The sequence below is a fragment of the Pseudomonas sp. TWP3-1 genome (genome assembly GCF_049896625.1).
Classification (GTDB): Bacteria; Pseudomonadota; Gammaproteobacteria; order Pseudomonadales; family Pseudomonadaceae; genus Aquipseudomonas.
This window is the reverse complement of record NZ_JAFCUQ010000017.1, coordinates 1-13,462: the sequence shown is the minus strand read 5'-3', so window position 1 is coordinate 13,462 and position 13,462 is coordinate 1. Positions and strand designations below refer to the sequence as shown.

The following is a 13,462-nucleotide window of genomic DNA, read 5'->3' as shown; positions in this document are numbered from 1 at the left end:
AGGACTGCTACGCAGCCCAACGGGGATAAATCCCCTCGCCACGTCGGACAACCCAAGCATCCGCGCGCCACTTTGGCTAAAATGCCGGCCTTTCCATTTCCACCGCCGGAATCGCCGTGAGCAAAGAACCCGATCGTATTTTCGCCCAGCCTTTGGCTCAGGTGCCTGACTTCGCCTTCAACGAGGACGTGGTGCGGGTGTTTCCGGACATGATCAAGCGCTCGGTGCCGGGTTACCCGACCATCGTCGAAAACCTCGGCGTGCTCGCGGCGCAATTTGCTCAGCCGAACAGCGTGCTCTACGACCTCGGTTCGTCGCTCGGCGCGGTGACTCAAGCGCTGCGCCGGCATGTGCGTACCGAGGGTTGCCGGGTTATCGCTGTGGATAACTCGGCGGCGATGGTCGAGCGCTGCCGTGAACACCTCAACGGTCAGGATTCGATGTTCCAGGAGTTGCTGCCGGTCGAAGTGATCGAGGGCGATATCCTTGCGCTCGACTTCCAGCCCGCCTCGGTGGTGGCACTGAATTTCACCCTGCAATTCATCGCCCCCGATCAGCGCACCGCGTTGCTTACGCGTATTCGCCAGTCATTGCTGCCCGGCGGCGCATTGATTCTGTCGGAGAAGCTGCGTTTCAACGATGCTGAAGAACACGCGCTGCTCACCGACCTGCACGTCGCGTTCAAGCGCGCCAACGGCTACAGCGATCTGGAAATTGCCCAGAAGCGCAGCGCCATCGAAAACGTCATGAAGCCCGACAGCCTCGAAGAACACCGCGAACGCCTGCTGGCCGCCGGGTTCTCGAAAGTCGTGCCGTGGTTCCAGTGTCTTAACTTTGCCTCGTTGATTGCCTTGCCATGATTGATCTGTCCCCCCTCGCCCGCCGCTTGGCCGGCTCGCCGCTGGCCGAATGGGCCAACACCCTGCAAGCGCAACTCGACAAGAAAATGGAGAAAGGCCACGGCGATCTGGAGCGCTGGCAAAGTGCGCTGGACGCCTTGCCGAAGATCCAGCCGAGCGAAGTCGACCTGCTCAACGGCTTGAAGCTGGACACCGATTGCGACGACGAAACCCGCGCGCAAATGCGTACCGCGCTGATGGGCCTGTCGCCTTGGCGCAAAGGGCCGTTCGATCTATTTGGTGTGCACGTCGACACCGAATGGCGTTCGGACTGGAAGTGGTCGCGGGTCGCGCCGCACTTGGATCTGAAAGGCAAACGCATCCTCGATGTCGGTTGTGGCAACGGCTATTACATGTGGCGCATGCTCGGTGCGGGTGCTGACAGCGTGATCGGGGTCGATCCGAACTGGCTGTTCTTCTGCCAGTTCCAGGCGGTGCAGCGTTATCTGTCAGAGCCGAATGCCTGGCACTTGCCGTTCCCGTTCGAAGACCTGCCGCCGAACATGGAAGGTTTCGACACGGTGTTTTCGATGGGCGTGTTCTATCACCGTCGCTCGCCAATCGAGCATTTGCTGGCGCTGAAGGATTGCCTGGTCAAGGGTGGCGAACTGGTGCTGGAAACCCTGGTGGTCGAAGGCGACAAGCATCAAGTGCTGGTGCCCGAAGATCGCTACGCGCAGATGCGTAATGTGTGGTTCCTGCCGTCGGTGCCGGCGCTGGAATTATGGCTGCGCCGCGCCGGTTTTACCGATATTCGCTGTGTCGACGTGAGTACGACTACGGTCGAGGAACAACGCGGGACGGAGTGGATGAAGTATCAGTCGCTGAGCGATTTTCTTGATCCTGAGGATCACAGCAAAACCGTAGAAGGGCTGCCGGCGCCGATGCGTGCGGTGATTGTCGCGAAGAAGTAACCCGATCTCCCAAAATTCCGCGGTGAGCCCACCCCTCCCCAGCCCTCTCCCGAGGGAGAGGGAGCCGATCTTCAAGCTTTTCAGAACTTGAGTTCGGCTCAAAAATTTCAGGTCGGCGTAACGTCAACATTCACCTCGGTCGGTCCCCTCTCCCCTGGGAGAGGGTTAGGGTGAGGGGCTCTTTGCTCGGCGTGCCCGAAAGAACTCACTGAGCACCGCCCCACACTCCTCCGCCAACACCCCACCTTCATACAACACCCGGTGATTCAAAAAGCCCTGGGTAAAAAACTGCCCCTGGCTCTGCACGATCCCGGCCTTGGGTTCCAGCGCGCCATACACCACCCGCGCAATCCGTGAATGCACAATCAACCCCGCGCACATACTGCACGGCTCCAGCGTGACGTAGAGCGTACTGCCCGGCAGACGATAGTTACTCACAGCCTGCGCCGCCGCACGGATCGCGACCATTTCCGCGTGGGCACTCGGGTCGCTGCCGCTGATCGGGCAGTTGAAGCCGCGCCCGATGATCTCGCCGTCCTGCACCAGCACCGCACCCACCGGCACTTCGCCGAGCGCCGCGCCTTGTGCCGCCAGCACCAACGCTTCGCGCATGAAGTCGCGGTCACGGCTGCGGTCGATGATCGCGGCGGGGCGAATCTGGCGCATCACTTCACCTCGATGGCGGCCATCAGGCCGGTTTCCATGTGGTCGATCACATGGCAGTGGAACATCCAGACACCGGGGTTATCCGCCACCAGCGCCACTTGCGCACGCTCGTTCTTGCCCAACAGATAAGTGTCGGTGAAGTATGGAATGACCTTGTGCCGGTTCGACGCAATCACCTTGAAACTCATGCCGTGCAAGTGGATCGGGTGCTGATACTGGGTCATGTTCTTCAATTCGAAAATATAGCTCTGCCCCAGTTTCAGGCTGGCAATCGGCCGGTCCGCACAGGTCTTGTCAGTGATATCCCAAGCCTTGCCGTTGATCTGCCACAGGCTTGGCGGCCGGCCGTTTTCGACATTCACCGACACCGAGCCGACCCATTCGAAATTGAAGTTGAGTTTCTCGGCCTTCGCCAGATCCGGCTCGGCTACCGGGTTAGCCGGCAGTGCGGGTGGCCATTGCGTCGGCGTCTCGTCGTTGGCCACTGAACGCAATGTGCCCAGACGCACCGGGCCGTTGCGCAGCGACAGTTCTTCACCAGCCGCCGGAGCTTTGATTGCCAGACAAATACGCATGCCGGGGCCGAGCCAATATTCCTTGCCCAATGGGCGCGGTTCGATCGGGTTGCCATCGAGCGCATAGATCTGCGCTTCGACACCCGGAATGTTGATGCGATAAGTCAGGGTGTTATCGAGATTGAGCAAACGCACGCGAGTGATCTGCCCGGCCGGCAGATCGATCACCGGCAGCGGCACGCCGTTGATCGTCGACAACCGCCCCGCCGTACCGCCACGCGCCGCTTCACGCGGAATACTGAACTCGACGAAATTGCCTTGTTCATCAATGTGCCAGTTCTTCAGGCTCAAAGTCTTTTCATACTTGAACCCGGTCGGCTCGCGCTCCTCGACAATCAGCGGCCCGACCAGCCCACGACCGAGCTCTTCACTACTGCTGACGTGCGGGTGATACCAATAGCTGCCAGCGTCCGGCACACGGAATTTGTAGTCGAAGTATTCGCCCGGCAACACCGGCAACTGCGAAACGTACGGCACGCCATCCATCTCCAGCGGCAGACGAATGCCGTGCCAGTGAATGGTGGTCGCAACCGGCAGGTGATTGATGAAACGCACCCGCAGCCACTCGCCCTGACGCACACGCAATTCAGTGCCCGGCGCCGACGGCCCGAACGCCCAGGCCTCAGTCTTGTGCCCCGGCACCAGCTCAACGTCCAGCGGCGCAGCGATCAACTCGTAGTCATGCCCCGCGTCGGCATCGGCCATCTTGCCCAACCAATAACGCGACGCGCCCCCCGCCCCCACGCCAACGACAACAAGACCGGCCAGGCCACCGAGGATTTGGCGACGGGTAAAGGACATGAACTCAACTACCTCACGTATTTGCGGCGGGCCAAGGCCCGCAAAAGGCGAATACGATACACCTGCAATTGGCAAAGCAACAGTGAAGAGGCCGTGACGACGGGACGCAGGGGCATTGTCCGATGAGCGCCACAGATGCAAAAAGCCGTGTGAACTCTCGTTCACACGGCTTCTTTATCCAGCGATCAAACCTTCACGGTTAGCGCAGGATCACTCCCACTCAATCGTCGCCGGAGGCTTGCTCGACACGTCATACGTAACGCGCGAGATGCCTTCGATTTCATTGATGATGCGGCCGCTGACAGTTTCCAGCAGTTCGTAAGGCAGGTGTGCCCAACGCGCGGTCATGAAGTCGATGGTTTCCACGGCACGCAGGGCCACGACCCAGGCGTAACGACGGCCATCGCCTACAACACCAACCGATTTCACTGGCTGGAACACCACGAACGCCTGGCTGACTTTGTGGTACCAGTCGGCTTTGCGCAGTTCTTCGATGAAGATGTGGTCGGCGCGACGCAGCAGGTCGGCGTATTCCTTCTTCACTTCACCGAGGATGCGCACACCGAGGCCCGGTCCCGGGAACGGGTGACGGTAGACCATGTCGTACGGCAGGCCGAGTTCCAGGCCCAGACGACGGACTTCGTCCTTGAACAGTTCGCGCAGTGGCTCGACCAGTTTCAGATTCATCTCTTCCGGCAGGCCACCCACGTTGTGGTGCGACTTGATCACGTGCGCCTTGCCGCTTTTGGCGCCAGCCGACTCGATCACGTCCGGGTAGATGGTGCCCTGCGCGAGGTACTTGATGTTGTCCAGTTTGTTCGACTGGGCATCGAATACGTCGATGAAGGTACGGCCGATGATCTTGCGTTTTTTCTCTGGGTCGGACTCGCCGGCCAGATTGTTCAGGAACTGTTCTTCAGCGTTGGCGCGGATCACCTTGACGCCCATGTTCTCGGCGAACATGGCCATCACTTGCTCGCCTTCGTGCAGACGCAGCAGGCCGTTGTCGACGAAAACGCAGGTCAGCTGATCGCCAATGGCTTTGTGCAGCAGCGCGGCTACCACCGAGGAATCGACACCGCCGGACAGACCCAGCAGCACGTTGTCGGTACCGACCTGTGCGCGAACCTGAGCGATAGCGTCTTCGGCAATCTTCGACGGCGTCCACAGGGCTTCGCAGCCGCAGATGTCGAGGATGAAGCGCGACAGGATGCGACCGCCCTGTTTGGTGTGGGTCACTTCCGGGTGGAACTGCACGCCGTAGTAGCCGCGCTCGTCGTTGAACATGCCGGCGATCGGGCAGCTCGGGGTGCTGGCGAGGATGTGGAAGTCTTCCGGCATCTTGGTGACTTTGTCACCGTGGCTCATCCACACGTCGAGGCCGAACAGGCCGTCGGCGTCGATGTGATCTTCGATGCCGTCGAGCAGGCGGCTCTTGCCGACCACGTCAACGCGGGCGTAACCGAACTCACGCAGCTCGGAACCTTCAACCTTGCCGCCCAGTTGCTCGGCCATGGTCTGCATGCCGTAGCAGATACCGAAAACCGGCACGCCGAGGTCAAACACCGCTTGCGGGCAACGCGGGCTGTTGGCTTCGTGTACGGACTCGGGGCCGCCGGCGAGGATCACGCCTTTTGGTGCGAATTCGCGAATGGCATCCTCGTCCATGTCGAACGGATGCAGTTCGCAGTACACACCGATCTCACGCACGCGGCGGGCGATCAGTTGGGTGTATTGCGAACCGAAGTCGAGGATCAGGATGCGGTGAGCGTGAATATCGAGGGCCATGATTCAGTCTCGTCTAGTCAATCAGTAACAGTCGTGATTCAGAAACAACTCGGGGCTGAATAACACAGCCCCGGTTGCTTAACGATTTGCTGGAAGGCTCAACCTACGCGGTAGTTTGGCGCTTCTTTGGTGATCTGCACGTCGTGAACGTGGGATTCGGCCATACCGGCACCGGTGATCCGCACGAACTCAGGCTTGGTGCGCATTTCTTCGATGTCGGCGCTGCCGGTGTAACCCATCGAGGAGCGCAGGCCGCCCATCAGTTGGTGGATGATCGCGCTCAGGGTGCCTTTGTACGGCACACGGCCTTCGATGCCTTCCGGAACGAGTTTCTCGGCGCCTGCCGAGGAGTCCTGGAAGTAACGGTCGGAAGATCCTTGAGCCTGGGACATGGCGCCCAGCGAACCCATGCCGCGATAAGCCTTGTACGAACGACCCTGGAACAGTTCGATCTCGCCCGGCGCTTCTTCAGTACCGGCGAACATCGAGCCCATCATCACGCAGGAAGCACCGGCAACGATGGCCTTGGACAGGTCACCGGAGAAACGGATGCCGCCGTCGGCGATCAACGGTACGCCTGTGCCTTCAAGGGCAGCGGCGACGTTGGCGATGGCACTGATTTGCGGGACGCCGACACCGGCGACGATACGCGTGGTGCAGATCGAGCCAGGGCCGATACCGACCTTGACTGCGTCGGCGCCCGCTTCGGCCAGAGCCTTGGCGGCGGCGCCGGTGGCGATGTTGCCGCCGATCACTTGCACTTCAGGGAAATTCTGTTTGACCCAGCGCACGCGGTCGATCACGCCTTTGGAGTGACCGTGCGCGGTGTCGACCACCACCACGTCCACACCGGCATTGACCAGAGCAGCGACGCGGTCACCGGTGTCTTTACCGGTGCCGACCGCAGCACCAACACGCAGACGACCTTGATCGTCCTTGCTGGCCAGCGGGTAAGCCTTGGCTTTTTCGATGTCGTTGACGGTCATCATGCCTTTAAGGGCGAATTTGTCATCGACGATCAGCACGCGCTCGATGCGGTGCTTGTGCAGCAGTTCGCGTGCTTCGTCCTTGCTCGCGCCTTCCTTGATCGTGACCAGACGCTCTTTGGGCGTCATCACTTCACGGACAGTCGCTTCCAGACGGCTTTCGAAACGCACGTCACGGGAAGTGACGATGCCGACCAGGTCGCCATCGTGCAGGACCGGAACGCCGGAAATGTTGTGCATGCGGGTCAGTTCGAACAGATCACGTACCGTGGCGTCAGCCTCGATGGTAATCGGATCCTTGACCACACCGGCTTCGAACTTCTTGACCTTGCGCACTTCGGCAGCTTGCTGCTCGATGGTCATGTTCTTGTGGATAATGCCGATGCCACCTTCCTGAGCCATGGCGATTGCCAGTCGGGCTTCAGTAACGGTGTCCATGGCGGCAGAAACCAGAGGAATGTTCAGTTCGATGCCACGGGTAAGACGGGTCTTGAGACTGACTTCGTTAGGAAGCACCTCGGAATAACCAGGCACTAAAAGAATGTCGTCGAAGGTCAGAGCTTCTTGGCTGATACGCAGCATCGCGGGGGCTCCCGAGCGGGAAAATGGAAGCGCGCCATTATACTCAGACACCCCTGCATGCTCAATGTAAAACTTGTCTTATATCAATGTTGCTGATGTACGGAAAAATCCGCACCTACAGCTCGACTTTGACCCAGCTGACAGGTTGATCCAGCCAATCGGCGAATTCGTCGATGAAGCTCTGCTTGAACCCCGCCTCCAGCCAGTTGTTGAAGATGAAACCGAGGTTGGAAAATCCGCATTCCTGCAAGAACAGAAAGCCGTTGATGTCGTCTTCATGCCCGCATTCCGGGCAGGTGAAGTTGTCGGTACGCGCCGGCATCCACTCTTCGAGACTTTCGAACAGCGCCTCTCCGATTTCCTGACGGCATTCGGCGCAACCCGCTTCGCCGAGAAAACCCTTGGCCGGGGTGAAGATGCAGCGCTTGGTGACGATCTCCAGTCCATTGATCGGTTCGCCGAACGGCAGCGCCTGGGGATGCAGCACCACCGCGCGCGCGCCATCGGCAATCGCATAGGCCATGCGGTTGCCGGTGCGTCCGCAGGTGCTCAACTCTTCCTTGATGATGTTCTTGCGCACCAGCCAGCGGACGATCGCCCGGGCGCGGGGTTCGTGTACCGGCAGGTTGGAAATTTTCGGGACGATGATGCTTTGCGAGTTCATGGACAGTCCTGCGGTGTGGCTTCTGGCTTCATCGCTGGCAAGCCAGCTCCCACAGGATCTGCGCGAACCCTGTGGGAGCTGCGGGGCGACGACTCGACTTGCCAGCGAAGAGGCCCTAAAGGCCGGCAGCATAATCCCTGACGAAATCCGGTCAAGTGCTCAAATAGCGACCGATCAGCGCAAGTCCGCTGGCCAGCACCAGCCAGGTCACCAGCCGTACGAAGGCTTCGCGCGACAGACGCATGGTCAAGCGTCGCCCAACCCACAGACCCAGCGCCATGGCCGGCAGCAAACACAGCGCGAGCATTAATAAGCGTAGCTCGGCATATACCCCAGCGACGATGAACAGGCTCAAACGCACCACCGTGCTGCAACTGATCAGCGCACTTTGCGTCGCCCGAGCGGCCTCTTTCGGCAGACGACTGTTGAGATAGATCGCATATAAAAAGCCGCCACTGCCGAACAACGCTCCAAACAGTCCACCCACCGTCCCCATAGGCAGTGCCCACGCGGCGGACAACTGCGCAGGCCGTGCTTTGACCCACAAGCTGTAAATCGCATAGGCGCTGATAAACAGCCCCATCAACAGCAACAACAGATCGGATTTGAGGTTGAGCAGAAAAATCACCCCCAGCGTGCAGCCCACCGCCATGCACGGCAGCAGCCGCAGCAACTCGGGTTTCGCCACATCGCGGCGCGAGGGCAGCAGATTGCCGAACGCCGCGACAAAATCCAGCAGCACCAGCAATGGCACGATCTTCGACAGCGGCATGAACAGGATCAGAATAGGCCCCGCTATCAGCGCTGTGCCGAACCCGGCGATGCCAAACACGATGTAGGCCAAGGCTATGCCTGCCCCGATGACCAGCCAGTCCACCGTGCCAAAATTCCATTGACCGAACAAATCAACCAACATTTGTACTCATCCCTGTAGGAGCCGCCGTGCATTGATCGAGAGAATGCCATTAAACTGCGGCCCATGATTAAAGATCCCTTTGCAAGACTTGGCCTGGACCGTGAAGTCCTGACCGTCAGCCAGCTCAACGGCCGCGCGCGGGTGTTGCTCGAAGACGTGTTCAGCAATATCTGGGTCGAAGGCGAAATCTCCAACCTCGCCCGCCCGGCGTCCGGCCACATCTATTTCACGCTCAAGGACAGTGGCGCGCAGGTGCGTTGCGCGCTGTTCCGGCAGAACGCTGCGCGGGTGCGTCAGGCATTGCGCGATGGCTTGGCGGTAAAAGTGCGGGGCAAGGTCTCGCTGTTCGAAGGACGCGGCGACTATCAGCTGATCCTCGACACCGTGGAGCCGGCCGGCGACGGCGCGCTGCGTCTGGCTTTCGATGCACTGAAGGAAAAGCTCAGTGCCGAAGGTCTGTTCAGTGCTGAGCGCAAAGTGCCGCTGCCGGCGCATCCGCAACGCATCGGGATTATCAGCTCGCCAACCGGCGCGGTGATTCGCGACATCATCAGCGTGTTTCGTCGGCGTGCGCCGCAGGTGCAACTGACGCTGATTCCAACCGCCGTGCAGGGCCGCGAAGCCACCGCGCAGATCGTACGCGCACTGAAACTCGCGGATGCACGCGGTTTCGACGCACTGATTCTGGCGCGTGGCGGCGGTTCGCTGGAAGACCTCTGGTGCTTCAACGAAGAAGCCGTGGCCCGCGCCGTCGATGCATGCGTGACGCCGATTGTCAGCGCGGTCGGGCATGAAACTGATGTGTCGATCAGTGACTTTGTGGCCGACGTGCGCGCACCGACGCCATCGGCTGCCGCTGAACTGCTCGCGCCTGATTCCAGCCACTTGATCCGCCAGGTCGAAAGCCTGCATCGGCGTCTGGTGATGCGCATGCGTGACCGCTTGGTGCGCGATCGCATGCGCCTGGAAAGCATGGCCCGCCGTCTGCGCCATCCCGGCGAACGTCTGCGTCAGCAAGCGCAGCGTCTGGATGATCTGGACATGCGCATGCGCCGGGCTTTCGAGCGCCAACTCAATACCCGCCGCGAACGCTTGATCCGCTTGGAAACCCGCCTCGCCGGGCAACATCCGGGACGCCAACTGGCGATGTTGCGCCAGCGTCTGGACAGCCTGGCCGAGCGTTTGCCACGGGCCATTCGCGAAGGCCTGAAAAGTCGTCGTCTGCAATTGCAGAGTCAGATGCAGACGCTGCATGTGGTCAGCCCGCTGGCGACACTCGGCCGGGGTTACAGCATTCTGCTCGATGAGCGCGGCAACGCGATTCGCAACGCGGCGCAGACCCACACCGGCCAGCGCCTGAAAGCCAAACTCGGCGAAGGCGAACTGCAAGTGCGCGTCGAAGACAATCACCTGACGCCTGTCACCCTCTCTTTACTGGACTGATCCATGCCGCGTTTTCTCGCTCCGCTGCTGTTGCTCTGCCTGACCTTCAACGCCCACGCCGACAGTTACATCACCCGGCTTTTGAACAAACCGGTGCCGGGTGGCGTCGCCGTGGTCGATCTGGGCGCCGCCGCGCAAGCGCCGAAAGCCACCTATCAAGGCAAACCGGTGCTGGTGGTCAAGGAACAGAACAACTGGCTGGCGATTGTCGGCGTGCCGCTGACGGTCAAACCCGGCACCCAGCAAATCGCCAGTGCGGGGCGCAATCTGAGTTTCACCGTGGGTAACAAGAAATACCCGGAACAGCACATCACGCTGAAGAACACCCAGCAGGTCAATCCGAACCCGGCCAATCTCAAGCGCATCGAAGGTGAACTGGCGGAGCAGATCAAGGCTTATCGCAGCTTCAGCCCGAACACGCCAAGCAATCTGTTGCTGGATAAACCGGTCAACGGGCCGTTGTCGAGCAAGTTCGGTGTACGCCGCTTCTTCAATGGCGAGGAACGCAATCCGCACTCAGGTCTGGACTTCGCGGTGCCGGCCGGCACGCCGATCAAGACCCCGGCGGCGGGCAAGGTGATTCTGATCGGCAGCTACTTCTTCAATGGCAACACGGTGTTTGTCGATCACGGTCAGGGCTTTATCAGCATGTTCTGTCACATGTCGAAGATCGACGTGAAGGACGGCCAGCAACTGGCGCGTGGCGCAGTGGTTGGCAAGGTCGGCGCAACCGGGCGCGCGACGGGGCCGCACATGCACTGGAACATCAGCCTGAATGATGCGCGGGTTGATCCGGCAATTTTCATTGGCGCATTCCAACCCTGATTTATCGCTGGGGCGGATGGCGTCATCGCTGGCAAGCCAGCTCCCACAGGGTTTGCGGTAAACACGAATTTTGTGTCCCCCCTAATACCTGTTGGAGAGCTTAAGGTGAACACCAATTTTGTGTACACCCCAACCCCTGTGGGAGCGTGGCTTGCCCGCGATGACTGACTCACTGCCAGCAAAAATCCGCGGACATACCCCAAATCTCAATTGCGCCCCAACCGAACCTAACGCAAACATCAACAAGATCTTCCAACTTAAGCACAATAAAATCGCGCAAAACTCGCCTTTTCGGATATTCCTCTCAATTTTTTTCGACTGCTTGCCATCCTTTCCCCTCGCGGTTAGGGTTGAACGCATGAAAACCTCTCACACCCTCATTCAGCTTCGCCAGCACCGCAGCCTGTGCCTCGTCAGCGCACGACTGCCGGGCTGAATCGTTGCGCCTCGTCCGACACGTTTTTCCCAAACATTGGTTACACCGGCAGGCCGCCTCTTTTCGGCCCAGACAATAAGGAATTTCCCGATGAGCATGCTCAAAGATCCGTCTTCGAAATACCGCGCGTTTCCTGTGATCAACCTGCCGGACCGCACCTGGCCTTCGAAGACCATCGTCTCCGCGCCGATCTGGTGCAGCTCTGACTTGCGCGACGGCAACCAGTCGCTGATCGAACCGATGGATGCGGCGAAAAAGCTGCGCTTCTGGAAAACGCTGGTGCAGGTCGGCGTGAAGGAAATCGAGGCGTCGTTCCCGGCCGCTTCGCAAACCGACTTCGACTTCGTGCGTACTCTGATCGAAGAAGGCCACATCCCGGACGACACCACCATTCAGGTGCTGACCCAGGGTCGTGAAGACTTGATCGAGCGCACCTTCGAATCCCTGCGCGGCGCCAAGAAAGCCATCGTGCATTTGTACAACGCGACCTCGCCGTCGTTCCGCCGCATCGTCTTCAACCAAGACAAGGACGGGATCAAGGCCATCGCCGTCAACGCCGCCAAGCTTTTCGTCAAATACGCAGCCATGCAGCCGAATACCGAGTGGACCTTCGAATATTCGCCGGAAACCTTCAGCGCCACCGAGCTGGAATTCGCCAAGGAAGTCTGTGACGCGGTGATCGAGGTCTGGAACCCGTCGCCTCAGCACAAGATGATCCTTAACCTGCCAGCCACCGTTGAGTGCGCGACCCCGAACATTTATGCCGATCAGATCGAGTGGTTCGGACGTAATATCAACCGTCGTGACAGCGTGATCATCAGCCTGCACACCCACAACGACCGTGGCACTGGCGTTGCCGCCACCGAGTTGGGCCTGATGGCTGGCGCTGACCGTGTCGAAGGTTGCCTGTTCGGCAACGGCGAGCGTACCGGTAACGTCGATCTGGTCACCGTGGCATTGAACATGTACACCCAGGGCCTCGACCCGCAACTGGACTTCTCCGACATCGACGGCGTGCGTAAAGTCGTCGAAGAGTGCAACCAGATTCAGGTGCACCCGCGTCACCCGTACGTTGGCGACCTGGTACATACCGCATTCTCCGGCTCGCACCAGGATGCGATCCGCAAAGGTTTCTCCCAGCAGAAACCAGACACCTTGTGGGAAGTACCGTACTTGCCGATCGACCCGGCCGACATTGGCCGCAGCTACGAGGCGGTGATTCGCGTCAACAGCCAGTCGGGCAAGGGCGGCATCGCCTACTTGCTGGAGCAGGAATACGGCATCAGCCTGCCGCGTCGCATGCAGATCGAGTTCAGCCAGGTCGTGCAGGCCGAAACCGACCGCGTTGGTCTGGAGATGACCGCACCGCAGATCTACGCGTTGCTGCAGCGTGAATACTTGCAAGCCAACACTCCGTACGCGCTGGTCAGCCATCGCCTGCGGGAAGAGAACGGCAACAGCAACGTCGAAGTAGAAGTGGCGAGCCAGGGTCAGGGCGAAACCAATCTGCACTGGCGCGGCAAGGGCAACGGTGCGCTGGAAGCACTGGTGGCCGGCCTGCCGATTCCGGTGGAAATCATGGACTACAACGAACACGCGATCGGCGCGGGCACCAACGCCAAAGCGGCGGCCTACATCGAATTGCGTGTGAACGGCGAACGTGCAGTGCACGGCGTGGGCATTGATGAAAACATCACCACCGCCAGCTTCAAGGCGCTGTTCAGCGCGCTGAACCGCTCGCTGAGCCAGCCGGAAGCCAAAGCGGCGTAACGCTTTGCTGAAACGCAAAAGGCCCCGGGGTTCGTACCTCGGGGCCTTTTTTTGCCTGATGGTTTTATGCTGAGTTTGATGGCCCCATCGCGGCATTGGTATCTACACATCTCCCGATCCTGGTCTATAAAGGGACGGCATGGATATCAAATGACTGGGCTAGATGCCCGCCTGATAAAACGATACGACGAGTTAGT

The 13,462-nt window shown here is 59.9% G+C and carries 11 protein-coding genes; 5 read left to right on the top strand and 6 right to left on the bottom strand.

Going from position 1 to position 13,462, the window contains the following annotated elements:
• Nucleotides 1-116: 116 nt before the first annotated feature.
• Nucleotides 117-860, top strand: coding sequence for a carboxy-S-adenosyl-L-methionine synthase CmoA (gene cmoA, locus ACP7BN_RS21160; RefSeq protein WP_426205943.1), 744 nt, complete (start codon nt 117-119; stop codon nt 858-860).
• Nucleotides 857-1,813, top strand: coding sequence for a tRNA 5-methoxyuridine(34)/uridine 5-oxyacetic acid(34) synthase CmoB (gene cmoB / locus ACP7BN_RS21155; protein ID WP_426205942.1), 957 nt, complete (start codon nt 857-859; stop codon nt 1,811-1,813). The genes cmoA and cmoB overlap by 4 nt, the downstream gene beginning before the upstream one ends.
• 165 nt (nt 1,814-1,978) lie before the next feature.
• Here cmoB and tadA read toward each other — a convergent pair whose 3' ends face one another.
• From tadA to ACP7BN_RS21125, 6 genes are all read right to left on the bottom strand, one after another.
• Entirely contained in the window at nt 1,979-2,479 is a 501-nt protein-coding gene (tadA, locus tag ACP7BN_RS21150; protein WP_420650587.1) for a tRNA adenosine(34) deaminase TadA, read from the bottom strand.
• Nucleotides 2,479-3,855, bottom strand: coding sequence for a multicopper oxidase family protein (locus ACP7BN_RS21145; protein WP_426205941.1), 1,377 nt, complete (start codon nt 3,853-3,855; stop codon nt 2,479-2,481). The genes tadA and ACP7BN_RS21145 overlap by 1 nt, the downstream gene beginning before the upstream one ends.
• 210 nt (nt 3,856-4,065) lie before the next feature.
• Nucleotides 4,066-5,643, bottom strand: a complete 1,578-nt coding sequence (gene guaA, locus ACP7BN_RS21140) for a glutamine-hydrolyzing GMP synthase (RefSeq protein ID WP_420650585.1) — start codon at nt 5,641-5,643, stop codon at nt 4,066-4,068.
• Between the two features lie 98 nt (nt 5,644-5,741).
• The gene (guaB, locus tag ACP7BN_RS21135; protein WP_420650584.1) at nt 5,742-7,211 is read right to left on the bottom strand and encodes an IMP dehydrogenase; all 1,470 of its coding nucleotides are present in this window, start codon (nt 7,209-7,211) and stop codon (nt 5,742-5,744) included.
• A gap of 115 nt (nt 7,212-7,326) precedes the next feature.
• On the bottom strand, nt 7,327-7,875 hold the full coding sequence (locus ACP7BN_RS21130; protein WP_420650583.1) for a sugar ABC transporter ATPase: 549 nt from the start codon (nt 7,873-7,875) through the stop codon (nt 7,327-7,329).
• A 151-nt stretch (nt 7,876-8,026) separates the two neighbouring features.
• Entirely contained in the window at nt 8,027-8,791 is a 765-nt protein-coding gene (locus ACP7BN_RS21125) for a sulfite exporter TauE/SafE family protein (protein WP_426205940.1), read from the bottom strand.
• Nucleotides 8,792-8,854: 63 nt separating this feature from the next.
• On the opposite strand from ACP7BN_RS21125, the gene xseA reads away from it, so the two are divergent.
• The 3 genes from xseA to leuA all read left to right on the top strand — a co-directional run bounded on the left by xseA (nt 8,855) and on the right by leuA (nt 13,265).
• The gene (xseA, locus tag ACP7BN_RS21120) at nt 8,855-10,234 is read left to right on the top strand and encodes an exodeoxyribonuclease VII large subunit (protein ID WP_426205939.1); all 1,380 of its coding nucleotides are present in this window, start codon (nt 8,855-8,857) and stop codon (nt 10,232-10,234) included.
• A gap of 3 nt (nt 10,235-10,237) precedes the next feature.
• Nucleotides 10,238-11,059 (top strand): peptidoglycan DD-metalloendopeptidase family protein, encoded by an 822-nt coding sequence (locus ACP7BN_RS21115; protein ID WP_426205938.1) that lies wholly within the window; start codon nt 10,238-10,240, stop codon nt 11,057-11,059.
• Between the two features lie 526 nt (nt 11,060-11,585).
• Nucleotides 11,586-13,265, top strand: coding sequence for a 2-isopropylmalate synthase (leuA, locus tag ACP7BN_RS21110; protein WP_426205937.1), 1,680 nt, complete (start codon nt 11,586-11,588; stop codon nt 13,263-13,265).
• Nucleotides 13,266-13,462 lie beyond the last annotated feature (197 nt).